At 56.1% G+C, this 23,811-nt stretch carries 18 protein-coding genes; 9 read left to right on the top strand and 9 right to left on the bottom strand.

Annotated elements, in window-relative coordinates:
* The 3 genes from HMPREF3140_RS11895 to speD form a co-directional block, all read left to right on the top strand.
* Positions 1 to 891, top strand: an 891-nt coding sequence (locus HMPREF3140_RS11895) for an FKBP-type peptidyl-prolyl cis-trans isomerase (RefSeq protein ID WP_070552994.1), incomplete at its 5' end; no start/stop codon positions are given.
* Positions 892 to 1,040: 149 nt separating this feature from the next.
* Positions 1,041 to 1,901, top strand: coding sequence for a polyamine aminopropyltransferase (gene speE, locus HMPREF3140_RS11890; RefSeq protein WP_002888741.1), 861 nt, complete (start codon positions 1,041 to 1,043; stop codon positions 1,899 to 1,901).
* Positions 1,902 to 1,925: 24 nt separating this feature from the next.
* The gene (gene speD / locus HMPREF3140_RS11885; protein ID WP_002888739.1) at positions 1,926 to 2,720 is read left to right on the top strand and encodes an adenosylmethionine decarboxylase; all 795 of its coding nucleotides are present in this window, start codon (positions 1,926 to 1,928) and stop codon (positions 2,718 to 2,720) included.
* Between the two features lie 72 nt (positions 2,721 to 2,792).
* Here speD and yacL read toward each other — a convergent pair whose 3' ends face one another.
* A complete protein-coding gene (yacL, locus tag HMPREF3140_RS11880) occupies positions 2,793 to 3,155 on the bottom strand; it encodes a protein YacL (RefSeq protein ID WP_002888737.1) in 363 nt (120 codons plus the stop codon).
* Positions 3,156 to 3,341: 186 nt separating this feature from the next.
* Positions 3,342 to 5,939 (bottom strand): bifunctional aconitate hydratase 2/2-methylisocitrate dehydratase, encoded by a 2,598-nt coding sequence (acnB, locus tag HMPREF3140_RS11875; RefSeq protein WP_002888735.1) that lies wholly within the window; start codon positions 5,937 to 5,939, stop codon positions 3,342 to 3,344.
* A 431-nt stretch (positions 5,940 to 6,370) separates the two neighbouring features.
* On the opposite strand from acnB, the gene HMPREF3140_RS11865 reads away from it, so the two are divergent.
* A complete protein-coding gene (locus tag HMPREF3140_RS11865) occupies positions 6,371 to 7,978 on the top strand; it encodes a DUF3300 domain-containing protein (RefSeq protein ID WP_004177401.1) in 1,608 nt (535 codons plus the stop codon).
* Between the two features lie 11 nt (positions 7,979 to 7,989).
* Complete coding sequence (locus HMPREF3140_RS11860; RefSeq protein WP_032410830.1) at positions 7,990 to 8,796, top strand: DUF2950 family protein; 807 nt, start codon at positions 7,990 to 7,992, stop codon at positions 8,794 to 8,796.
* Positions 8,797 to 8,841: 45 nt separating this feature from the next.
* On the opposite strand, the gene HMPREF3140_RS11855 is transcribed toward HMPREF3140_RS11860, so the two are convergent.
* The 5 genes from HMPREF3140_RS11855 to pdhR all read right to left on the bottom strand — a co-directional run bounded on the left by HMPREF3140_RS11855 (position 8,842) and on the right by pdhR (position 16,432).
* Positions 8,842 to 9,126, bottom strand: coding sequence for a hypothetical protein (locus HMPREF3140_RS11855; RefSeq protein ID WP_002888732.1), 285 nt, complete (start codon positions 9,124 to 9,126; stop codon positions 8,842 to 8,844).
* Positions 9,127 to 9,290: 164 nt separating this feature from the next.
* Positions 9,291 to 10,715 (bottom strand): dihydrolipoyl dehydrogenase, encoded by a 1,425-nt coding sequence (gene lpdA / locus HMPREF3140_RS11850; RefSeq protein ID WP_002888731.1) that lies wholly within the window; start codon positions 10,713 to 10,715, stop codon positions 9,291 to 9,293.
* Between the two features lie 206 nt (positions 10,716 to 10,921).
* On the bottom strand, positions 10,922 to 12,838 hold the full coding sequence (gene aceF, locus HMPREF3140_RS11845) for a pyruvate dehydrogenase complex dihydrolipoyllysine-residue acetyltransferase (RefSeq protein ID WP_032410827.1): 1,917 nt from the start codon (positions 12,836 to 12,838) through the stop codon (positions 10,922 to 10,924).
* A 14-nt stretch (positions 12,839 to 12,852) separates the two neighbouring features.
* Positions 12,853 to 15,516: a pyruvate dehydrogenase (acetyl-transferring), homodimeric type gene (aceE, locus tag HMPREF3140_RS11840; protein WP_002888700.1), complete on the bottom strand. Its 2,664-nt coding sequence runs from the start codon at positions 15,514 to 15,516 to the stop codon at positions 12,853 to 12,855.
* Positions 15,517 to 15,652: 136 nt separating this feature from the next.
* Positions 15,653 to 16,432 carry a pyruvate dehydrogenase complex transcriptional repressor PdhR gene (pdhR, locus tag HMPREF3140_RS11835; protein ID WP_002888699.1) on the bottom strand — a complete coding sequence of 260 codons (780 nt, stop codon included), beginning with the start codon at positions 16,430 to 16,432 and terminating at the stop codon, positions 15,653 to 15,655.
* 643 nt (positions 16,433 to 17,075) lie between these two features.
* Between pdhR and aroP the strand changes: the two genes are divergently transcribed.
* From aroP to HMPREF3140_RS11815, 3 genes are all read left to right on the top strand, one after another.
* On the top strand, positions 17,076 to 18,446 hold the full coding sequence (gene aroP / locus HMPREF3140_RS11825) for an aromatic amino acid transporter AroP (protein WP_004147090.1): 1,371 nt from the start codon (positions 17,076 to 17,078) through the stop codon (positions 18,444 to 18,446).
* A gap of 184 nt (positions 18,447 to 18,630) precedes the next feature.
* Complete coding sequence (locus HMPREF3140_RS11820) at positions 18,631 to 20,037, top strand: glycoside-pentoside-hexuronide (GPH):cation symporter (protein WP_004145929.1); 1,407 nt, start codon at positions 18,631 to 18,633, stop codon at positions 20,035 to 20,037.
* Positions 20,037 to 20,987, top strand: coding sequence for a glycoside hydrolase family 43 protein (locus HMPREF3140_RS11815; RefSeq protein ID WP_023279850.1), 951 nt, complete (start codon positions 20,037 to 20,039; stop codon positions 20,985 to 20,987). The genes HMPREF3140_RS11820 and HMPREF3140_RS11815 overlap by 1 nt, the downstream gene beginning before the upstream one ends.
* 235 nt (positions 20,988 to 21,222) lie before the next feature.
* On the opposite strand, the gene ampE is transcribed toward HMPREF3140_RS11815, so the two are convergent.
* Both ampE and ampD read right to left on the bottom strand, forming a co-directional pair.
* Positions 21,223 to 22,077, bottom strand: a complete 855-nt coding sequence (gene ampE / locus HMPREF3140_RS11810) for a beta-lactamase regulator AmpE (RefSeq protein ID WP_002888694.1) — start codon at positions 22,075 to 22,077, stop codon at positions 21,223 to 21,225.
* Positions 22,074 to 22,637, bottom strand: a complete 564-nt coding sequence (ampD, locus tag HMPREF3140_RS11805; RefSeq protein ID WP_002888692.1) for a 1,6-anhydro-N-acetylmuramyl-L-alanine amidase AmpD — start codon at positions 22,635 to 22,637, stop codon at positions 22,074 to 22,076. The genes ampE and ampD overlap by 4 nt, the downstream gene beginning before the upstream one ends.
* Before the next feature lie 133 nt (positions 22,638 to 22,770).
* On the opposite strand from ampD, the gene nadC reads away from it, so the two are divergent.
* Positions 22,771 to 23,664: a carboxylating nicotinate-nucleotide diphosphorylase gene (nadC, locus tag HMPREF3140_RS11800; RefSeq protein ID WP_002888684.1), complete on the top strand. Its 894-nt coding sequence runs from the start codon at positions 22,771 to 22,773 to the stop codon at positions 23,662 to 23,664.
* Positions 23,665 to 23,811 lie beyond the last annotated feature (147 nt).

Genomic DNA, 23,811 nt, shown 5'->3' with positions numbered 1-23,811 from the left:
CAGGTCAAAGCCCTTAACGCCGATAAACAATCACTGTCCACCCGGCTGGCCGCCGCGGATAAAGCGCCGCATGGCCCCGCTAACGACGCCGCTGCGCCAAAAAATGAGCCACCAGAGATGGCGGCCATAGTGGCAGCCTATCGCCTGCAGGCGGATAAAGACAACGCCCAGCTACGGATGAAAGAAGATGAAATCGAACTGCTGAGAACGCAGCTTTCTGTACAGTCCAAAACGCGCAGCGGCGAGAGCGCCGCTGCCAAACTCAGCGCATCGGGAGAACAGCAGGCTTATGCGATCGGCGCCTCGATGGGAAGCGAGGCGCTCAACGTCCTTACCACCCGTCGCACTCAGGGAGTTACCGTCGACGCAGGCCTGGTGTTGCAGGGCATCGAAGATGCCTTTCGCGGCCAGCTTCGTCTCGGAGAGCAGGAACGTAACAAAGCGCTGTTTGATGTGTCGCAGCAGGTTTATCAGAACCTGAATAAAATAGAGCAGAAAAACATCAGTGCCGGCAAGAAATATCAGCAGGCGTTTGCGCGCAAAAAAGATGTGGTCTTTAAAGAGGGCGTCTACAGCCGCGTCGATTACCCGGGTAAAGGAAAAATAAGCGGTAACGACCTGGTTACCGTGGTGATCAAAGAGATGCTGACGGACGGGACGGTGATCAACGATATGGAAGCGAAAGATCAGGCGCTTACGCAAAAGCTGGATGCCTATCCCCCGGTGTTTCGCGAACCGCTGAAGCGTCTACAGAACCACGGCTCTGTGACGCTCGTCGTCCCGCCTGAAAAGGCCTATGGCAGTAAAGGATTACCGCCAAAAATCCCGCCAGGCGCCACCATGGTTTATTCCGTGCGGATAGTAGATAGCCAACCCGAGCCGGCAAAATAGCCTCATCCTCTCCACCGCCCTTCCGGGGCGGTGGCTGTTATTCCTGCCTCATTGCTGCAATAACCGCCGTGCATCCTCATCTATAGTTGTCTATGATGTTGCACTCGTTTTACGGGTGTAACAGATGTTAACGAAGGAGGAGCCTTATCGTGGCCGATAATCCACTGTGGCATGAAACGCTGCATGACCATTTTGGTCAGTATTTTAGCGTTGATAACGTGCTGTACCACGAAAAAACCGATCATCAGGATCTGATCATCTTTGATAACCGCGCCTTTGGCCGGGTGATGGCGCTGGATGGCGTCGTACAAACCACCGAACGCGACGAGTTCATCTATCACGAAATGATGACCCATGTGCCGCTGCTGGCTCACGGCAACGCGAAGCATGTGTTGATCATTGGCGGCGGCGATGGCGCGATGCTGCGCGAAGTCTCTCGTCACCGTAGCATCGAAACCATCACCATGGTGGAAATCGACGCCGGGGTAGTTTCATTCTGCCGCCAGTACCTGCCGAACCATAACGCCGGCGCCTATGACGATCCGCGCTTTACGCTGGTGATTGATGATGGCGTCAATTTTGTTAATCAGACGACGCAAACGTTTGACGTGATCATTTCGGACTGTACCGACCCTATCGGCCCGGGAGAAAGCCTGTTCACCTCGGCTTTTTATGAAGGCTGCAAACGCTGCCTGAACCCGGGTGGGATCTTTGTTGCCCAGAATGGCGTCTGCTTCCTGCAACAGGATGAAGCGGTAGGCAGCCATCGCAAGCTAAGCCACTATTTTCGCGACGTCAGCTTCTACCAGGCGGCAATTCCAACCTATTACGGCGGGATCATGACCTTTGCCTGGGCGAGCGACAATGAGGCGCTGCGCCATCTCTCCAGCGAAATCATTCAGGCGCGCTTTCACAAAGCCAACCTGACCTGCCGTTACTACAATCCGGCAATCCATACGGCGGCCTTCGCCTTACCACAATATCTGCATGATGCTCTGTCCGCACCGTGACGCGAAATAAGGGGGTGAACTAAATTGAAAAAATTGAAGCTGCACGGCTTTAACAACCTGACCAAAAGCCTGAGTTTTTGTATCTACGATATCTGTTACGCCAAAACGGCAGAAGAGCGCGACGGCTACATCGCCTATATCGACGAACTCTATAATGCCAATCGCCTGACGGAGATCCTGACAGAAACCTGTTCTATTATTGGCGCCAATATCCTGAATATCGCCCGTCAGGATTATGAACCCCAGGGCGCCAGCGTGACCATTCTGGTCAGCGAAGAGCCTGTCGATCCCAAGCTGATTGACCAGACCGAACATCCTGGCCCGCTACCGGAAACCGTGGTCGCCCATCTCGATAAGAGCCATATCTGCGTGCATACCTACCCGGAGAGCCATCCGGAGGGCGGCCTGTGCACCTTCCGCGCCGATATCGAAGTTTCAACGTGCGGCGTCATTTCCCCGCTTAAAGCGCTGAACTATCTGATTCACCAGCTGGAATCGGACATTGTGACCATTGACTACCGTGTGCGCGGCTTTACCCGCGATATCAATGGGATGAAGCATTTTATCGATCATGAAATCAATTCGATTCAGAACTTTATGTCCGACGATATGAAGTCGTTGTATGACATGGTCGACGTCAACGTTTATCAGGAAAATATCTTCCATACCAAAATGTTGCTCAAGGAGTTCGACCTTAAGCACTACATGTTCCATACCCGACCGGAAGAGTTGACTGCCGAAGAGCGCAAGGTCATTACCGACCTGCTATGGAAAGAGATGCGCGAGATTTACTACGGCCGCAATATTCCTGCCGTGTAATCTATGGAATGCCCGGCGGCGCTTTTGCTTGCCGGGCCTGTAGTTCTGCGCCGCCCGACATAAAAGGCGTCATTAACGCTGCTGCATAAACTCACGATAGGCGGCGACCACCTGCAGGAAATCCTCAACACCGCACAGAGAGAGACTTTCTTCGTCGTAGTAGCTCATCCCCTCCTCGATTTCGTCGCCGGAAAACTCCAGCTGATTAGCGCGGATCATCACCTCTTCGCCATCCAGCCACAGCGTATATTCATGCCCGGCACGCTGCCAGGAACGCTCGCTGCCCTTCACGGTGCGCGCAGCCTGCTCCACTTCGTCCAGCAGAGCAAGATTGCCTTTCACCTCCTCGTTGAACCAGTGGCCAATCGCCTCGTGATCCATCGACATTCGCACCTTTACCACTCCGGTAATATCGCGCAGAAATTCGTAATCCATAGTCTTTTCCTCTGCAAGGGCAATGCGTCACCGCTGCACTGTACCCATGCAGTAATTATCGCAGCAGACAGAAAGAAAAAAAGCGTAGCGGGCGGGAGGTTTGGAAATAAAAATGCCCGGTGATGCAATGTTCACCGGGCATTGGAGAGTTTATCGCCAAACGGTCAGCCGGGCTGACCGAATGGTTTACACCGCGGTCTGGAAGATCACGCCGTCAGCTTTTTCAGTGTACTGATCCAGCTGGTTGAAGTTCAGATAACGGTAGGTATCTTCCGCCGTCTTATCCACCTGCGCCACGAAGGTCTGGTACTCTTCCGGCGTCGGCAGTTTGCCGAGCAGCGAAGCCACCGCTGCCAGTTCGGCAGAGGCCAGATAGACGTTAGCGCCGGTACCTAAACGGTTCGGGAAGTTACGGGTAGAGGTGGAAACCACCGTCGCGCCGTCGGCCACGCGCGCCTGGTTACCCATACACAGGGAACAGCCAGGGATTTCGATACGCGCCCCGCTCTTACCAAACACGCTATAGTAGCCTTCTTCGGTCAGCTGCGCGGCATCCATACGGGTTGGCGGCGCCACCCACAGGCGAGTCGGCAGTTGGCCTTTGTGGCTATCCAGCAGCTTACCGGCGGCACGGAAGTGGCCGATGTTGGTCATGCAGGAGCCGATGAACACTTCGTCGATCTTCTCGCCCTGCACATCAGACAGCAGGCGGGCATCGTCCGGATCGTTCGGCGCGCACAGAATCGGCTCTTTAATATCCGCCAGATCGATGTCGATCACTGCCGCGTATTCCGCGTCAGCATCGGCTTCCAGCAGCTGCGGATCCGCCAGCCATTTTTCCATGCCCTGGATACGACGCTCCAGGGTACGGCGGTCGCCGTAGCCTTCGGCGATCATCCACTTCAGCAGAACGATGTTGGAGTTCAGATACTCAACGATCGGCTCTTTATTCAGCTTGATGGTGCAGCCGGCGGCAGAACGCTCCGCCGAGGCATCGGTCAACTCGAACGCCTGCTCGACTTTCAGATCCGGCAGACCTTCGATCTCGAGGATGCGACCAGAGAAGATGTTTTTCTTACCTTTCTTCTCCACGGTCAGCAGGCCCTGCTTGATGGCGTACAGCGGGATGGCGTGGACCAGGTCACGCAGGGTGATCCCCGGCTGCATTTTACCTTTGAAACGCACCAGCACCGATTCCGGCATATCCAGCGGCATCACGCCGGTCGCGGCGGCGAAGGCCACCAGACCAGAGCCCGCCGGGAAGGAGATGCCGATTGGGAAACGGGTGTGGGAGTCACCGCCGGTACCCACGGTATCCGGCAGCAGCATGCGGTTCAGCCAGGAGTGAATCACGCCATCGCCCGGACGCAGAGAAACACCGCCGCGGTTCATGATGAAGTCCGGCAGAGTGTGGTGCGTGGTAACGTCAACCGGCTTCGGGTAGGCCGCGGTGTGGCAGAAGGACTGCATCACCAGGTCTGCAGAGAAGCCCAGGCACGCCAGGTCTTTTAGCTCATCACGGGTCATTGGACCGGTGGTGTCCTGAGAACCGACGGAGGTCATTTTCGGTTCGCAATAAGCGCCCGGACGGATACCGGCAACGCCGCAGGCGCGGCCAACCATTTTCTGAGCCAGCGAGAAGCCGCGGGTGCTTTCCGCCACGTCTTTCGCCTGACGGAAGACATCGCTGTGCGGCAGGCCCAGCGCTTCACGCGCTTTGGTGGTCAGACCGCGACCGATGATCAGCGGAATACGGCCGCCGGCGCGCACTTCGTCGATCAGCACATCGGTTTTCAGCTCGAAGCTGGCCAGCAGTTCGTTGGTCTCGTGGTTACGCACTTCGCCTTTGAACGGGTACACGTCGATTACGTCGCCCATGTTCAGGTTAGACACATCAACTTCGATAGGCAGCGCGCCCGCATCTTCCATGGTGTTGAAGAAAATTGGCGCGATTTTACCGCCCAGACACAGGCCGCCGCCGCGCTTGTTCGGCACGTTCGGGATATCGTCGCCCATAAACCACAGCACCGAGTTGGTGGCGGATTTACGTGAAGAACCGGTCCCGACCACGTCGCCGACGTAGGCCAGCGGGTAGCCTTTCTGCTGCAGGGCTTCGATCTGTTTGATTGGGCCAACCACGCCCGGCTGATCCGGCTCAATGCCTTCGCGGGGGTTTTTGAGCATTGCTAGCGCATGCAGCGGGATATCCGGGCGCGACCACGCATCCGGCGCCGGAGAGAGATCATCGGTGTTCGTTTCGCCGGTGACCTTGAAGACAGTAACAGTGATTTTCTCTGCCAGCTGCGGACGGTTCAGGAACCATTCGGCGTCAGCCCAGGATTGCATAACCTGTTTAGCATGCTCGTTACCCGCTTTGGCTTTCTCTTCCACGTCGTAGAAGTTATCGAACATCAGCAGGGTGTGGGAGAGCGCTTTCGCGGCAATCGGCGCCAGTTTCGCGTCGTCCAGCGCATCGATCAGCGGATGGATATTGTAACCGCCCTGCATGGTGCCCAGCAGTTCAACGGCTTTTTCAGGGGTAACCAGGGGGGAGGTCGCTTCGCCTTTGGCGATCGCGGCAAGGAATCCAGCTTTAACATAGGCGGCTTCATCGACGCCCGGCGGTACACGGTTAATCAGCAGGTCTAACAGGAATTCTTCTTCGCCCGCAGGCGGGTTTTTCAGCAGTTCTACCAGCGCGGCCATTTGGGTTGCATCTAAGGGTTTGGCAACAATCCCCATGGCGGCACGCTCAGCTACGTGCTTACGGTATTCTTCTAGCACGACGGTTCTCCTCGCTCTCATTGTCATAATGCGGCCTACACGTCTTCAATCAATCTGCCTCTGTCCTGGCTTAGCTTGCCGCGTGACGCATCTTGAAGGATTTAGTGGCTGGGCGATTTTCTTCACGCTCCTGTGAGACAGCAGTTTGTAGGGTAAATGCCCGATACCGCGTCGGCAGCATAGCAGGATTTTTGAAAGGTGTTAATCTGTTTACAAAAAAGCAACATTAAAATTTAGCTGAATCGTTAAGGGCAGGATATTGCAGGCTTTCTGTTCAAATCCCGCGACAAAAATTCCTTTCCGCGTACAACGCCACGGGCCGATCCCAACAATAATCAATAAAAAGCCATACCGCTTACTTATACTCAGCAAACGCGCCGTTTTCGCAGATACTTTAGCGAGATGGGTTACTTTTTGGGTCAGGAGTTTCCATGTCACTGCCGTTCAAACCCCATATTATCGCCCTGCTCTGTAGCGCTGGCTTACTCGCGGCGGCAGGAACACTCTATGTGCAAAGCCGAACCCCAGCGACGATCGCTGAACCGCCTGCGCAGCAAGCTCCAGCGCCCGCAGCGTCGACGACACAGCCGGTGGCCGCCACTTACACCCAGGCGCAAATTGATCAGTGGGTCGCCCCTATCGCGCTCTACCCGGACAGTCTGCTGTCGCAGGTGTTGATGGCCTCCACTTATCCCGACAACGTCCTGCAGGCGGTCCAGTGGTCCCAGGATAACCCCGCGATGAAAGGGGATGCGGCCGTGCAGGCGGTTGCCAGCCAGCCGTGGGACCCTAGCGTCAAATCTCTTGTCGCTTTCCCTGCCCTGCTGGCGATGATGGGCGAGAATCCGCCCTGGGTGGAAAATCTTGGCAATGCGTTTTTGGCCCAGCCGCATGATGTGATGGATTCAGTGCAGCGCCTGCGCGCCATTGCCCAACAAACCGGGACGCTGAAATCCACACCGCAGCAGAAAGTGATTGTCACCCCTGCCGCACCGGTTTCAGCCAGCAGCAGCACGGCAGCAACCGCAACCGCCCACACAGCGGCGCCTGCGCCCACGCAGGTCATTAAAATAGAGCCGACCAATCCACAGGTGGTCTATGTTCCCAGCTATAACCCCTCCACCGTCTATGGTACCTGGCCGAACAGCGCCTATCCGCCGGTCTATCTGCCGCCCCCTCCCGGGGAGCAGTTTACCGATAGCTTCGTCAAAGGCTTCGGGTACAGCCTCGGCGTGGCCACCACCTGGGCGCTGTTCAGCAGTATCGACTGGGATGATGATGACCATCACCATCACGATGACGACTACCACCACGGCGATTACTCGCATAATGGCGATAACATCAATATTAATGTAAATAATTTCAATCACATAACAGGAGAAAACCTGCCGGGAAACCACGTTAACTGGCAGCACAATCCTGCCTATCGCGGACACACACCGTATCCCGATAATACGGTAGCTCAGCGCTTCCATCAGACCAACGTTTCCGGCGGACTGAGCGCGACCCAACATGCGCCAGTCGATCGCGAAGCGCAGCGCCAGGCAGCGATGACCCAGCTGCAGCATAACGTACCGACGGCCACAGCGGGCAACCTGGCGGCAAACAACGCCTCACGCGACGCTCAGCGTCAGGCGGCCTCGGCGCAGCTGAAGCAAGCCACCCAACGCAGTAATTACCGCGGTTACGACAGTACGCCGACCCAACAGCAGCGTCGCGAGGCGGCAAAAACGCAGCTGAAAAACCCCACGCCGCAGCAACAACAGCGTCGAGAAGCCGCCAGGAGCCACGAGCAGAACCGCACACCTCAGCAGCAGCAGCGCCGGCAGCAGTTCCAGTCCGCCACGCCAGCCCAGCGTCAGCAGACGCTCAGCCATCTGCGCGCCAACGCCCTTAGCGGCAACGAAAGCCGCGCCCCCTCCTGGCAAGCGCAGCAGGAACGAGGACTGCAGAGCCGCCAGTTTTCCGGCGTAAACCGCGAGTTACGCGAGGGCGCCAGAGAACGTCTTTCCGAACACCATGAACTGCGTCGCCGCTAAGGATGAGCAGAATGAGAAACTCATTATCCGTTGCCCTGTTTACGTTAATGCTGTCGCCGCTTGCCGCCTTCGCCCAACAGCAGTTTGCCACGCCGGAACAGGCCGCAACTGCGCTGGCCGAAGCGATCAGCCAGCCTAATGAAGCCGCGCTGAGCGAAGTACTCGGCGATAACTGGCAGCAGTTTTTACCCACGGACGGGATCGACCCTGCCGCCGTCGATCGCTTTCAACGCGACTGGCAGGTGAAACATGTCATCATCCAGCAGGGTGGCAAAGCCTGGCTCGATGTCGGTAGCGAGGCATGGCGTCTGCCCGTGCCTATCGTAAAAACGTCTGAGGGATGGCGCTTTGATATGGCCGCTGGCGAAGAGGAGATCCTCACCCGCGCCATCGGCCGCAATGAGCTGTCGGCGATCGCCGCCATGCATGCCTATGTTGATGCCCAGCAGGATTATTATCATCTGAACCACCGCTGGGCGCAGAAAATCATCAGTAGCGAAGGCAAAAAAGATGGCTTGTACTGGCCAACTTTGCCGGGCGAAGCGCCAAGCCCGCTCGGTCCGGCCTTTAGCCCGACGGTGCCCGGTAGCGGCTACCATGGCTATCGCTTTCGAATTATCGCCGGTCGCGATGACCAGAGCGTCGCCTTGCTGGCCTGGCCGATAGCCTGGGGTGAAACCGGCGTGATGAGCTTTATGATCGATCAGCAGGATAGGGTCTATCAGGCCAATCTCGGTGAAGAGAGCGCCGCAAAGGCACAGGAGATAACGCGCTTTACCCCCGACGCTGACGCCGGCTGGCAGGTGGCAGAACCTTAAAAAAAACGCCCGGTTGCACTCACGCAACCGGGCGTTTTCATTCACTTAGCCCTGGTGAGGCATCAGAGAAGGATCGCCGGCAAAGGCTGGTTTTGTGCTGGATAATGCCGCTTCGTCAGCGCTGATGCTACCGGAATTCGCCGCCCATACCCCTTCATTGGTCTTCGTCACCTGCTGATGCTGGGCATTCAGATCCTGGCCCATCGCCGCAATGTGGGTCGTTTCCGTACCGCCGCTGTTGTCCGCCCAGGGAATGTTGGCGTCAGCGGCGCAAGCCACACCGGTAAAAAACGTTGCAGCGACCAGCGCTGTGGTTAAAAAGCGTTTCATCTCACACCTCATCGATATCATTAACTACCTATAAGTTTACTGAGTGACTATTTTCAAAGTATGTATGAGGTGTAGCGGTTTATGAACAGTGACATAGTTCTAAACATCAGGCATAAAAAAAGCGGCTCCCGGAGCCGCTTATGCTTTTTTCCTGAAAGAAAAAGTTACTTTTTCTTCGCTTTGGCGTTTGGCAGGTCGGTGATGCTGCCTTCGAACACTTCCGCCGCCAGGCCAACGGACTCGTGCAGAGTCGGGTGAGCGTGGATGGTCAGGGCGATGTCTTCAGCGTCACAGCCCATCTCGATAGCCAGGCCGATCTCACCCAGCAGCTCGCCGCCGTTGGTGCCGACAATCGCGCCGCCGATAACACGGTGGGTCTCTTTGTCGAAGATCAGTTTGGTCATACCATCTGCGCAGTCAGAAGCGATAGCACGGCCGGAAGCAGCCCACGGGAAGGTGGCGGTTTCGTAGCTGATGCCTTTCTCTTTCGCTTCTTTCTCGGTCAGACCGACCCATGCCACTTCTGGTTCAGTGTAGGCGATGGATGGGATCACTTTCGGATCGAAGTAGTGTTTCAGACCGGAGATAACTTCTGCGGCAACGTGGCCTTCATGGACACCTTTGTGCGCCAGCATCGGCTGACCGACGATATCGCCGATAGCAAAGATGTGCGGCACGTTGGTGCGCATTTGTTTGTCAACGCGGATGAAGCCGCGATCGTCAACTTCCACGCCAGCTTTACCTGCATCGAGGTTTTTACCGTTCGGTACGCGGCCGATAGCGACCAGCACTGCGTCGTAACGCTGCGCTTCCGCCGGTGCTTTTTTACCTTCCATGGAAACGTAAATACCGTCTTCTTTCGCTTCAACGGCAGTCACTTTGGTTTCCAGCATCAGGTTAAATTTCTTGCTGATGCGTTTGGTGAAGACTTTCACCACGTCTTTGTCGGCAGCCGGGATAACCTGGTCGAACATTTCCACCACGTCAATCTCTGAACCCAGCGCATGGTATACGGTACCCATTTCCAGACCGATGATACCGCCGCCCATCACCAGCATGCGTTTCGGTACAGATTTCAGTTCCAGCGCGTCGGTGGAGTCCCATACGCGCGGATCTTCATGCGGGATAAACGGCAGCTGAATCGGACGGGAACCCGCCGCGATGATAGCGTTGTCGAAGTTGATCACGGTTTTGCCGTTTTCGCCTTCCACTTCCAGGGTGTTAGCGCCGGTAAATTTACCCAGACCGTTAACCACCTTCACTTTACGACCTTTGGCCATGCCAGCCAGACCACCGGTCAGCTGAGTGATGACTTTTTCTTTCCAGGTGCGGATCTTGTCAATGTCAGTTTTCGGTTCGCCGAAAACGATGCCGTGTTCGGCCAGCGCTTTCGCTTCTTCGATAACTTTTGCCACGTGCAGCAGCGCTTTAGAAGGGATACAACCCACGTTCAGACAAACACCACCGAGGGTGCTGTAACGTTCTACGATGACGGTTTCCAGACCTAAATCAGCGCAACGGAAGGCTGCAGAGTAACCTGCGGGGCCTGCCCCAAGTACCACGACCTGAGTTTTGATTTCAGTACTCATCATGACCTCTGTAATTTATATCCGGCGGGTCTGACGCTATTATTCTTACGCCCAAGTCCACCGGGACGTTCTATCCGCGTGTATTTTACAAAATTGTTAACAATTTTTAAACAACAAACGGCAAACGATTTTGTCCTTTGTTGCTGATAATCCCCAACAGCCTGAGGTTATCAGAAAAAAGCCGGCCGTCAGGCCGGCTTTTTCGATTACATCACCAGGCGGCGAATGTCGCTCAGGGTGTTGTTAATGATGGTAATGAAGCGGGCACCATCAGCACCGTCGATGACGCGGTGGTCGAAGGACAGAGAGATCGGCAGCATCAGGCGCGGCACAAACTCTTTACCATTCCATACCGGCTCCATCGCGGACTTAGACACGCCGAGGATGGCCACTTCCGGCGCGTTAACAATCGGCGCGAAGTGGGTGGTACCCAGGCCGCCGATGCTGGAGATGGTGAAGCAACCGCCCTGCATTTCGCCAGCCGTCAGTTTGCCATCGCGCGCTTTCTTCGAGATGGTGGTCAATTCACGAGACAGCTCGGTGATGCTCTTCTTGTTCACGTCTTTGAAGACCGGAACCACCAGACCGTTCGGGGTATCCACCGCCACACCGATGTTGATGTATTTCTTCAGCGTCAGGCGCTGACCATCTTCGGAGAGCGAGCTGTTGAAGCGCGGCATCTGCTCAAGCGCAGCGGCAACCGCTTTCATGATGAAGACCACTGGAGTGAATTTCACGTCCAGTTTACGCTTCTCAGCTTCGGCATTCTGCTGCTTGCGGAACGCTTCCAGATCGGTGATATCGGTTTTGTCGAAGTGGGTAACGTGCGGGATCATCACCCAGTTACGGCTCAGGTTGGCGCCAGAGATTTTCTGGATACGACCCAGCTCCACTTCTTCGACTTCGCCAAACTTGCTGAAGTCAACCTTCGGCCACGGCAGCATGCCCGGGATACCGCCGCCAGCGGCAGCCGCCGGTGCGGATTCAGCGCGTTTAACCGCGTCTTTCACGTAGGCCTGAACGTCTTCGCGCAGGATACGACCTTTACGGCCGGTGCCTTTCACTTTCGCCAGGTTAACACCGAACTCGCGCGCCAGGCGGCGAATCAGCGGGGTCGCGTGAACGTAGGCATCGTTTTCAGCGAATTCGCTTTTACCTTCTGCTTTCGCAGCCGGCGCAGCGGCAGGCTTAGCGGCCTGAGCCGGGGCAGCAGCTGGTGCCGGGGCAGCAGCCTGAGCCGGAGCGGCGGCAGGCGCAGCGCCTTCCACTTCGAAGACCATGATCAGGGAACCGGTTTTGACTTTATCGCCGGTGCTGATTTTGATCTCTTTAACGGTACCCGCGAACGGCGCCGGAACTTCCATAGAGGCTTTGTCGCCCTCTACGGTGATCAGGGACTGTTCCGCCGCGACTTTATCGCCGACTTTAACCATCACTTCGGTGACTTCAACTTCGTCGCCGCCGATGTCCGGGACGTTAACATCTTTCACGCCTGCTGCGGCAGCCGGAGCCGCAGCAGCCGGCGCGGCAGCCTGTGCCGGAGCGGCAGCCTGTGCCGGAGCGGCTGCAGGCGCAGCGCCCGCCACTTCGAAGATCATAATCAGGGAGCCGGTGGAAACTTTATCGCCGGTATTGATTTTGATCTCTTTGACGGTACCGGCGAACGGCGCCGGAACTTCCATAGAAGCTTTATCGCCTTCTACGGTGATCAGGGATTGCTCAGCGGCGATGGTGTCGCCCACTTTAACCATGATCTCAGTGACTTCGACTTCATCGCCGCCGATATCCGGGACGTGAACTTCTTTCGCTGCCGCGGCAGCCGCTGGAGCAGCGGCTGCCGGAGCGGCTTCTTTCTTCTCTTCCTGCGCAGGTGCAGCGGCGGCTGCACCTTCGGCGGAATCGAAAATCATAATCAGTTTGCCAGTCTCGGTTTTGTCGCCGACGGAGACTTTAATCTCTTTCACGACGCCAGCCTGCGGAGACGGGACTTCCATAGAGGCTTTGTCGCCTTCTACGGTGATCAGCGACTGTTCAGCTTCTACTTTGTCGCCAACTTTGACCAGGATCTCGGTGATTTCAACTTCATCAGCCCCGATGTCCGGTACTTTGATTTCGATAGCCATTATTCTTTTACCTCTTACGCCAGACGCGGGTTAACTTTTTCTGCATCGATGTCGAATTTCGCGATAGCGTCAGCCACCACTTTCTTATCGATTTCACCACGTTTAGCCAGTTCGCCCAGCGCTGCTACGACCACATAGGAAGCATCGACTTCGAAGTGGTGACGCAGGTTTTCACGGCTGTCGGAGCGACCGAAGCCATCGGTACCCAGTACGCGGTAATCATCAGCCGGTACGTAAGTACGAACCTGCTCAGCGAACAGTTTCATATAGTCAGTGGATGCCACTGCCGGAGCGTCGTTCATTACCTGAGCGATATACGGCACGCGCGGGGTTTCCAGCGGGTGCAGCATGTTCCAGCGTTCGCAATCCTGGCCATCACGCGCCAGTTCGGTGAAGGAGGTAACGCTATACACGTCGGAACCCACGCCGTAGTCTTTCGCCAGGATCTGCGCTGCTTCACGCACGTGACGCAGGATAGAACCGGAGCCCAGCAGCTGAACTTTACCTTTGCTACCTTCGATGGTTTCGAGTTTGTAGATACCTTTACGGATACCTTCCTCGGCGCCTTCCGGCATGGCCGGCATGTGGTAGTTTTCGTTCAGCGTAGTGATGTAGTAGTAAACGTTCTCTTGCGCTTCGCCGTACATACGGACCAGACCATCATGCATGATGACAGCCACTTCATAGGCGTACGCCGGGTCGTAAGAGATACAGTTCGGGATAGTCAGCGACTGAATGTGGCTGTGACCATCTTCGTGCTGCAGACCTTCGCCGTTCAGGGTAGTACGACCGGAAGTCCCGCCAATCAGGAAGCCGCGAGCCTGCTGATCGCCAGCCGCCCAGCACAGATCGCCGATACGCTGGAAGCCGAACATCGAGTAGTAGATGTAGAACGGGATCATCGGCAGGTTGTTGGTGCTGTAAGAGGTCGCAGCAGCCAGCCAGGATGCGCCTGCGCCCAGCTCGTTGATCCCTTCCTGCAGAATCTGGCCTTTCTCGTCTTCTTTGTAGTAAGCAACCTGCTCACGGTCCTGCGGGGTATACTGCTGGCCGTTCGGGCTGTAAATACCGATCTGACGGAACAGACCTTCCATACCGAAGGTACGCGCTTCGTCGGCGATGATCGGCACCAGACGATCTTTGATCGACTTGTTCTTCAGCATCACGTTCAGGGCGCGAACGAAAGCGATAGTGGTAGAGATTTCTTTGTTTTGCTCTTCCAGCAGCGCGCTGAAGTCGGCCAGGGTCGGCAGCTCGAGTTTCTCAGTGAACTTCGGCTGACGAGTCGGCAGATAGCCGTTCAGCTTCTGACGCTGAGCGTGCAGGTAAGTGTGCTCTTCGGAACCTTCCGGGAAGGTTACGTACGGCAGTTTTTCGAGATCGGCATCCGCCACCGGCACATTGAAACGATCGCGGACGTAGCGAACACCGTCCATGTTCATTTTCTTAACCTGGTGCGCGATGTTCTTACCTTCAGCGGTATCGCCCATACCATAACCTTTAATGGTATGCGCCAGGATCACGGTCGGCTGACCTTTGGTCTCCTGCGCTTTCTTCAATGCAGCGTAGACTTTCTTCGGATCGTGACCACCGCGGTTCAGAGCCCAGATCTGCTCGTCAGTCCAGTCAGCGACCAGGGCAGCGGTTTCCGGATATTTGCCGAAGAAGTGCTCACGAACGTAAGCGCCGTCTTTGGATTTGAAGGTCTGGTAGTCGCCGTCAACGGTTTCGTTCATCAGCTGAATCAGCTTACCGCTGGTGTCTTTACGCAGCAGCTCATCCCAACGGCCGCCCCAGATAACCTTGATAACGTTCCAGCCAGCACCACCGAAGATGCCTTCCAGTTCGTTAATGATTTTGCCGTTACCGGTGACCGGGCCGTCCAGACGCTGCAGGTTGCAGTTGATGACGAAGACCAGGTTGTCCAGTTTTTCACGGGTGGCGATGGTGATAGCGCCTTTAGATTCCGGCTCATCCATCTCGCCGTCGCCCAGGAAGGCGTAAACGGTTTGTTCGGAGGTGTCTTTCAGACCGCGGTGTTCCAGATATTTCAGGAATTTGGCCTGATAGATAGCGCCCAACGGCCCCAGACCCATGGATACGGTCGGGAACTGCCAGAATTCCGGCATCAGTTTCGGGTGCGGATAAGAGGACAGACCCTTGCCGTGAACTTCCTGGCGGAAGTTGTCCATCTGCTCTTCGGTCAGACGGCCTTCCAGGAACGCACGTGCATATACGCCCGGAGAGATGTGACCCTGGAAGTACACCAGATCGCCGCCATCTTTCTCAGTGCGCGCGCGGAAGAAGTGGTTGAAGCAGACTTCGTAGAAGGTCGCGGAAGACTGATAGGACGCCATGTGGCCGCCCAGTTCGAGATCTTTTTTCGACGCGCGCAGAACGGTCATGATGGCGTTCCAGCGAATCGCAGAACGAATGCGACGTTCCAGATCCAGATTGCCCGGGTATTCCGGCTCATCTTCAACGGCAATAGTGTTGACGTAGTTGCCGGCGGAAGCGCCTGCAGCAACCTTCACTCCGCCTTTACGGGCTTCAGAAAGGAGTTGGTCAATCAGATACTGAGCGCGCTCAACACCTTCTTCACGGATGACCGATTCGATCGCCTGTAGCCAGTCGCGAGTTTCGATCGGATCCACGTCATTGTGTAAACGTTCTGACATGGGGGTATTCCTTATCTATCTAATCGTTGATTAATCTGGAACCTGTCCCATTGAACTCTTCGTTCTTCACGCTGGAACAACCAAAAATTCAATAAGACAGGTTCTGCGTTTAGTTGCCGCGCTCTAAAAATGGCGCTTAAGAACCGGAGTTCTCGTCCTTTCGTTGCTGTAAACGACGCAGTGAGCGCTCTCGACGGCTCTGCTCACGACTACGATCCAGCAAAATTTCCTCAATGAACGCCAGGTGACGGTGCGACGCTTCACGCGCCTGCTCCGGCTCCCCGGCCATTATCGCCTCGAAAATGCGAGTGCGATGGTTGCTGACCAACGGGAGCATTTCCCGCCGGGCATACAGCAATTCAAAGTTCTGACGCACGTTTTGCGCCAACATCGGCTCCATACACCTTAGCAGATGAAGCAACACCACATTGTGTGCCGCCTCGGTGACGGCGATTTGATACTGGACGACGGCGCCGGACTCAGCGTCCAAATCGCCCGACTGCTGAGCGCGTTCAATAGCCTGATGCAGCTCACGGATACGGTCGCGATCCTCATCATTGCTGCGCAGCGCCGCGTAATAGGCCGCGATGCCTTCCAGCGCGTGACGGGTCTCAAGCAGATCGAATTGGGATTCAGGGTGATCGGACAGCAGCTCAACCAGCGGATCGCTGAAGCTCTGCCACAGGCGGCTCTGAACAAACGTTCCACCTCCCTGACGACGAAGCAACAAGCCCTTGGCTTCGAGGCGTTGAATCGCCTCACGCAGCGAGGGGCGGGAAACGTCGAACTGTTTAGCCAGTTCTCGTTCTGGCGGGAGTTTTTCACCGGGGCGCAAGGTCCCCTCAAGAATCAGAAACTCCAGCTGCTGCTCTATCACATCGGATAATTTTGGTTGGCGGATTTTGCTGTAGGCCATATTCCCTGTCTCTGCCATTAGCCCGGAGTCAATTGGTCTTACCAATTTAAAGTTCGTAGCGCTAAAGTAACAAAGTATTCACCTTCTGTCCATACAGGTTTTGATTGAAATCAGTAAACCCGGGACATTTTAACAACCTTACAGAAATAACATTTCAGAAATGTAACCTTGCACAAATGTTACGTTTACTCACAAAGAGGTAGCCTTAACTTTATAGAAACGAAAAATTACGCTTTCTGAACCGATTCAACGCTGCAATAAATGAATACAGAGCCACTTACAGTGAATAAATAATGACAAAGCAGCATGCATCAAAATACGACAGATTGTGACTATTGATGTCTTTTTAGACACATCGTCATCATCCCTTCATAAAGCAGGTGCATTCAAACGCGCTTACCACTATTCTGCCGGAGACGAAAGGCCTTTTTCGGAATTACCACACAGCCTTCCGTAAACAAAACAATACAGAAACGGAAGTTACTGAATACACAAACACAACAATATGTGCGCGCCATCACTCAGGTAAAAAGTGGGCCACTTCGCCCAAATTTTCGCTGGCTATGCTTTCAGGCAGGGACAGCAGTGAAGCAGCAACCTGACGGATGACGTACACAAAAAATAACCACACACGAGGTTTCATATGGAAGGTCAACAGCACGGCGATCGGCTGAAGCGCGGCCTGAAAAACCGTCACATTCAGCTCATCGCGCTGGGCGGGGCTATCGGCACCGGCCTGTTTCTGGGGAGCGCGTCCGTCATTCAGTCCGCCGGCCCGGGTATCATTCTTGGTTACGCTATCGCCGGTTTTATCGCTTTCCTGATCATGCGTCAGCTGGGCGAAATGGTGGTGGAAGAGCCGGTGGCCGGCTCATTTAGCCACTTTGCTTACAAATACTGGGGCGGTTTTGCCGGCTTCGCCTCCGGCTGGAACTACTGGGTACTGTATGTCCTGGTGGCCATGGCGGAACTGACCGCCGTTGGCAAATATATCCAGTTCTGGTGGCCGGAAATCCCTACCTGGGCCTCGGCGGCGGTCTTTTTCATCGCCATCAACGCCATTAACCTGACCAATGTCAAAGTGTTCGGTGAAATGGAATTCTGGTTCGCGATTATCAAAGTGGTCGCCGTAGTGGCGATGATTTTGTTCGGCGGCTGGCTGCTGTTCAGCGGCAACGGCGGCCCGCAGGCGACGGTACGTAACCTGTGGGACCAGGGGGGCTTCCTGCCGCACGGCTTTTACGGGCTGGTGATGATGATGGCGATCATCATGTTCTCCTTTGGCGGCCTGGAGCTGGTGGGGATCACCGCCGCGGAAGCGGATAATCCGGAGCAAAGCATTCCTAAAGCCACCAATCAGGTTATTTACCGTATTCTGATCTTCTATGTTGGTTCGCTGGCGGTGCTGCTCTCCCTGCTGCCGTGGACCCGCGTCACCGCGGACACCAGTCCGTTCGTCCTGATCTTCCATGAACTTGGCGATACGCTGGTGGCAAACGCTCTGAACGTGGTGGTGCTGACGGCAGCGCTGTCGGTTTATAACAGCTGCGTGTACTGCAACAGCCGTATGCTGTTCGGCCTTGCTCAGCAGGGCAACGCGCCAAAAGCGCTGCTCAGCGTCGACAAACGCGGCGTGCCGGTGAATACCATTCTCGTCTCGGCCCTGGTCACTGCGCTGTGCGTGCTGATCAACTACCTGGCGCCTGAATCTGCTTTCGGTCTGCTGATGGCGCTGGTGGTCTCAGCCCTGGTCATCAACTGGGCGATGATCAGCCTCGCGCATATGAAATTCCGTCGCGCCAAAAAGCAGCAGGGCGTGGTCACGCGTTTCCCGGCCCTCTTCTATCCGCTGGGCAACTGGCTGTGCCTGCTGTTTATGGCGGCGGTGCTGGTGATTATGCTGATGACCCCGGGGATGGCGATTTCCGTCTGGCTGATCCCGGTATGGATTGCGGTGCTGGGCGTGGGCTACCTGTTTAAAGAGAAAGCCGCCGCCACCATAAAAGCACAATAATACATCTCATCAATACTTCACTTTGCTCTGCGCCCTCCCCTGAATAATGGGTGCAGAGCATTGTTATCTGCTTCACACTTTCCCCTCCATAGCTTATTTATCCATATCGTCAACGAGTTCCTGCAACGTATTTCTGCCAACCGCAGCCAATAATTCTCTCCATACTGCAACGGAGAGACCGCACATGGCAGAGAACACGCTTTCAATAAGAGAAAAGATTGGTTACGGGATGGGTGATGCCGGATGCAATATTATCTTTGGCGCCATCATGCTGTTTGTGAACTATTTTTACACTGATATATTCGGACTGGCGCCGGCGCTGGTCGGCGTACTTCTGCTCTCGGTGCGAGTCATCGATGCGGTAACCGACCCTATCATGGGCGCTCTTGCCGACCGCACCCGTAGTAAATATGGTCGCTTTCGTCCATGGCTGCTGTGGATCGCCTTCCCCTACGCCCTGTTCAGCGTCCTGATGTTCACCACTCCTGAGTGGACCTACAATAGCAAAGTCATCTATGCGTTTGTGACCTACTTTCTGCTGTCGATTACCTATACCGCGATTAATATTCCCTACTGCTCGCTGGGAACGGTGATGACCGCCGATCCGAAAGAGCGTGTTGCCTGCCAGTCTTATCGTTTCGTCATGGTGGGTATCGCCACGCTCCTGCTGTCATTGACGCTGCTGCCAATGGCCGACTGGTTCGGCGGCGCCGATAAAGCGAAGGGCTACCAGATGGCGATGACCGTGCTGGCCTTTATCGGTATGTGTATGTTCCTGTTCTGCTTCGCCACCGTGCGCGAACGTATCCGCCCGGCGGTGCAGACGAATGACGAACTGAAAAAAGATCTGAAAGACGTCTGGAAAAATGACCAGTGGGTGCGCATCCTGCTGCTCACGCTGTGCAACGTCTGTCCGGGCTTTATCCGCATGGCCGCCACCATGTACTACGTCACCTGGGTGATGGGACAAAGCACCCATTTTGCCACCCTGTTTATCAGCCTCGGCGTAGTTGGGATGATGATTGGCAGCATGCTGGCGAAAGTCCTGACCGACCGCTGGTGCAAACTGCAGGTTTTCTTCTGGACCAATATCGTGCTGGCCGTGTTCTCCTGCGCCTTCTATTTCTTTAATCCACACGCCACCACGCTGATTATGGTGCTCTACTTCCTGCTCAACATTCTGCATCAAATCCCTTCCCCGCTACACTGGTCGCTAATGTCCGACGTTGATGACTACGGCGAATGGAAAACCGGCAAGCGCATCACCGGTATCAGCTTCTCCGGTAATCTGTTCTTCCTCAAGGTCGGCCTGGCGGTCGCCGGGGCAATGGTCGGTTTCCTGCTGTCATGGTACGGCTACGACGCCGGCGCGAAAGCGCAAAGCGCCTCCGCGCTGAACGGTATCGTGCTGCTATTCTCAGTCATTCCCGGCGTCGGCTATCTGATCACCGCCGGCGTGGTGCGCCTGCTGAAGGTTGACCGTACCCTGATGCGCCAGATTCAGAGCGATCTGGAGAAGCGCCGCAGCAACTACAGCGAGCTGAACGAATACCAGGAACTGAAAACCAGTGAACACGTAAGGAAAGCCTGATGAACAACTGGCCAAACCCCTTTATTGAACAGCGTGCAGACCCCTTTATCCTGCGCCATCTTAGCCACTACTACTTTATTGCCTCGGTGCCGGAATACGACCGGCTGGAGATCCGGCGCGCGGTAACCCTTGAAGGATTACGCGATGCTGAGCCGGTCGTGGTTTGGCGCGCGCCGCAAAGCGGGCCGATGAGCCAGCTGATTTGGGCGCCGGAGCTGCATGAAATAGACGGTAAGTGGTATATCTATTTTGCCGCCACCCATACTCACGATCTGGATGCGCTGGGGATGTTCCAGCATCGCATGTTCGTTCTCGAGTGCGCTGACAGCGATCCGCTGACCGGCCGCTGGCAGGAAAAAGGCCAGGTGGTCACGCCTTTCGATACCTTCGCCCTCGATGCCACCACTTTTACCCATCAGGGGAAACGCTGGTATCTGTGGGCGCAAAAATCCCCGCATATCGAAGGCAACTCAAACCTGTATCTCGCCGAAATGGCTAACCCGTGGACGTTAAAAGGCGAGCCGGTCATGCTGAGCAAGCCGGAGTTCGACTGGGAGTGCCGGGGATTTAAGGTCAACGAAGGGCCTGCGGTACTGATGCATGGCGATAAGCTATTTATCAGCTATTCCGCCAGCGCCACCGATGAAAACTACTGCATGGGGTTGTTATGGATCGACCGGCAGGCCGATCCGCTGCAGCCGGCAAACTGGCATAAAGCTCCGCAGCCGGTGTTCCGCACCAGCTATGAAAACCGCCAGTATGGCCCAGGTCATAATAGTTTTACCCAAACGCCGGAAGGGGAAGATGTGCTGGTGTATCACGCGCGGAATTACACCGAGATAGAAGGCGACCCGCTGTATGATCCCAATCGCCATACGCGGTTAAAGCTGATCAGCTGGCGGGAAGACGGGATGCCCGACTTCGGTATTCCACCGGCGGATACGCTGTAGCGGTTCGGAATGTTACCCGCTGGCGCGGGTTCTCCAGGCCGGGTCAGGCGAAGCCGCCACCCGGCAACATGACCAGCACGGCGTCTGATATATCGCCCGGCGACGCTGTTGTTTGCCGGGCCTACGTGACGTGAGCCTGCGGGTGACTCGCCAGGCCGGATAAGCGCAGCGCCATCAGGCAACAAAAGCCCCGCAGGTACGTACATTGTGGCAGGCAGCGCGCGGGCTCAGGCCGTTAAACCAGGGTACCGTAAATCGTCAGCAGCGCCATAATCACCACTACCACCAGCGAAGTCTTCTTAGCCATCGATACCGCAGCCTTCGGCGTCGCTACTTTATCCACGTGCGGCTCACGGGCCAGAGAATACTGCGCCAGGCGGGTCAACACCTGATACTGCGACGAATGGCGGTCGCCCAGCGAAGCAAACCACGCCGGGAGCGCTTTTTCACCATGGCCCACCAGGGCATAGACCACCCCCACCAGACGCACCGGCAGCCAGTCCACAATATGCAGGATACCATCGATCCCGGACTGCAACCGGTGGTGCGGCGTCTGGTAGCGCGCCAGCCATGTCTGCCAGGCGCGCAGTACGCTGTAGGCGATAAGCGTCAGCGGGCCCCAGGCGCCCCCCACGACAAACCAGAAAAGCGGCGCCAGATAGTATCGATAGTTAATCCACAGCAGCGCATTTTGCAGTTCGCTAAGGTACTCACGCTCATCACAGCCCGGCGGCACGCCGTGAATCAGCGTCAGCTCGCTGGCCATGGCATCGCAGGCGCGACTGTCATTGCGCGACGCCGCTTTCAGATAGGCATGGTAGTGCAGCCGAACTTTGCCGGCGCCAATGCATAGCAGGCCCAGTAAAATCCAGAACACCAGCAGCGGTATGTTAAACAGCTGCCCCTGCAGCAGACGCTGAATGATATACACGACCGCGACGGCCACCAGCGTCATCAGCAGCGTGCCCGGTAACGAGAAATGTTTTATCCGGCGAAACACCACCTCCAGCCGATGATCAAGCTGCCAGTGTTCGCCCAGCTTAAACAGCCGTTCGGCGATAAGCACCAACAGCGTCGTAAACAGCGTCATGAGGTCTCCTTTTCTGACGGGGCGCTGAGCAGCGCACGGTATTTTATCCAGTCAAAGGCCGGTCCTGGATCGGTTTTCCGCACGGGCGCGATATCGCTGTGGCCCGCAATGTTTTCGGCGATAGCCGGATAAAGCGCGATCAGCAGATCCGTCACCGCCGCCAGCTGCCGGTACTGCGCGTCGGTATACGCCAGAGTATCGGTGCCTTCCAGCTCTATGCCGATGGAAAAGTCATTGCAGCGTTCGCGTCCCTGATAACAGGAGACGCCCGCATGCCACGCCCGCTTATCGAAAGGCACATACTGCACGATTTCGCCATCACGGCGAATCAGACAATGCGCCGAAACGCGCAGATGAGCAATCTCGGCAAAGAAAGGATGCGCGTGCGGATCCAGGGTACCAGTGAACAGCGCATCAATCCACGGACCACCAAATTCCCCCGGTGGCAGGCTAATGTTATGCACCACCAGTAAGGAAGGGGTCTCTTCATCCGGACGGCAGTCATGGTGCGGCGAGGGAACCCGACGCGCGCCGACCAACCACCCCTCGTTCAACTGCATGCGGGATCTCCTTTCGCGAACTCATGCTTCCGGGCCACACGCCGGCCCAAAGGATGAAGTGTGTATGGTACTGAAACGTCGTTCAGGTTAGCATGTTTCCCACTTCTGAATCTTATCTATCTGGAGCTTTATCATGTCGCCTCGTCGTTACAACCCCGACCGCCGCCGTGACGTGCTGCTGGAACGTATTAATCTCGATATTACCGATGCTGTCGCACACTCCCTGCGGGAAGATCTGGGCGGCGAAGTCGACGCCAACAACGATATTAGCGCGCAATTATTGCCGCAGGATGCACGCTCCCATGCGGTGGTCATTACTCGTGAAGATGGCGTCTTCTGTGGCAAACGCTGGGTGGAAGAGGTCTTTATTCAGCTCGCCGGTGACGATGTGAATATCACCTGGCACGTGGCCGACGGCGATGCGGTCAAAGCCGACCAGCCGCTGTTCGAATTGGAAGGCCCGTCGCGTATTCTGCTCACCGGCGAACGCACGGCGCTGAACTTTGTGCAAACCCTCTCCGGCGTCGCCAGCGTCGTCCGTCGCTATGTCGACCTGCTCGCCGGCACCAAAACCCAACTGCTGGATACGCGCAAAACGCTGCCAGGGCTGCGTACCGCGCTGAAATACGCGGTACTCTGCGGCGGCGGCGCCAACCATCGACTGGGCCTGTTCGACGCGTTCCTGATTAAAGAAAACCACATTATCGCCTCCGGATCGATCCGTCAGGCAGTGGAAAAGGCGTTCTGGCTGCATCCTGATGTGCCGGTGGAAGTGGAAGTGGAAACCCTGGATGAACTGGAGCAGGCGTTAAAAGCCGGGGCCGATATCATTATGCTCGATAACTTCACCACCGACCTGATGCGCGAGGCGGTGAAAATTACCGCAGGCCAGGCGGCGCTGGAGGTCTCCGGCAACGTTACCTTTGACACCATCCGCGAATTCGCCGATACCGGCGTCGACTATATTTCCGTCGGCGCCCTGACCAAACATGTGCAGGCGCTCGACCTGTCGATGCGCTTCCGCTGAGCAACAGGCCTTCACGCTTCCGGGCGTGAAGGCCTGAATTTGCGGCCCGCCTCGCAGTCGCCCGTGCTCACCATGAAATCCAGATAAAAACCCTGGAACCCGCTTTCCCGGATCGTTTTCGCCCCCTCGCCTGCGCCCCTCAATCCC

Origin of the sequence: Klebsiella sp. HMSC16A12 (assembly GCF_001808265.1) — a bacterium.
GTDB classification, from domain to species: domain Bacteria; phylum Pseudomonadota; class Gammaproteobacteria; order Enterobacterales; family Enterobacteriaceae; genus Klebsiella; species Klebsiella pneumoniae.
The sequence above is the reverse complement of the archived record's forward strand: the minus strand, read 5'-3'. Positions and strand labels throughout refer to the sequence as shown.

What these genes read in the sequence shown, in the direction of transcription:
- pdhR (WP_002888699.1), bottom strand. Translation starts at nt 16,432, where the DNA reads ATGGCCTACAGCAAAATCCGCCAACCAAAATTATCCGATGTGATAGAG.
- HMPREF3140_RS11865 (WP_004177401.1), top strand. Translation starts at nt 6,371, where the DNA reads ATGTCACTGCCGTTCAAACCCCATATTATCGCCCTGCTCTGTAGCGCT.
- aceF (WP_032410827.1), bottom strand. Translation starts at nt 12,838, where the DNA reads ATGGCTATCGAAATCAAAGTACCGGACATCGGGGCTGATGAAGTTGAA.
- aceE (WP_002888700.1), bottom strand. Translation starts at nt 15,516, where the DNA reads ATGTCAGAACGTTTACACAATGACGTGGATCCGATCGAAACTCGCGAC.
- ampE (WP_002888694.1), bottom strand. Translation starts at nt 22,077, where the DNA reads ATGACGCTGTTTACGACGCTGTTGGTGCTTATCGCCGAACGGCTGTTT.
- nadC (WP_002888684.1), top strand. Translation starts at nt 22,771, where the DNA reads ATGTCGCCTCGTCGTTACAACCCCGACCGCCGCCGTGACGTGCTGCTG.
- yacL (WP_002888737.1), bottom strand. Translation starts at nt 3,155, where the DNA reads ATGGATTACGAATTTCTGCGCGATATTACCGGAGTGGTAAAGGTGCGA.
- ampD (WP_002888692.1), bottom strand. Translation starts at nt 22,637, where the DNA reads ATGCAGTTGAACGAGGGGTGGTTGGTCGGCGCGCGTCGGGTTCCCTCG.
- aroP (WP_004147090.1), top strand. Translation starts at nt 17,076, where the DNA reads ATGGAAGGTCAACAGCACGGCGATCGGCTGAAGCGCGGCCTGAAAAAC.
- HMPREF3140_RS11860 (WP_032410830.1), top strand. Translation starts at nt 7,990, where the DNA reads ATGAGAAACTCATTATCCGTTGCCCTGTTTACGTTAATGCTGTCGCCG.
- HMPREF3140_RS11855 (WP_002888732.1), bottom strand. Translation starts at nt 9,126, where the DNA reads ATGAAACGCTTTTTAACCACAGCGCTGGTCGCTGCAACGTTTTTTACC.
- HMPREF3140_RS11815 (WP_023279850.1), top strand. Translation starts at nt 20,037, where the DNA reads ATGAACAACTGGCCAAACCCCTTTATTGAACAGCGTGCAGACCCCTTT.
- HMPREF3140_RS11820 (WP_004145929.1), top strand. Translation starts at nt 18,631, where the DNA reads ATGGCAGAGAACACGCTTTCAATAAGAGAAAAGATTGGTTACGGGATG.
- lpdA (WP_002888731.1), bottom strand. Translation starts at nt 10,715, where the DNA reads ATGAGTACTGAAATCAAAACTCAGGTCGTGGTACTTGGGGCAGGCCCC.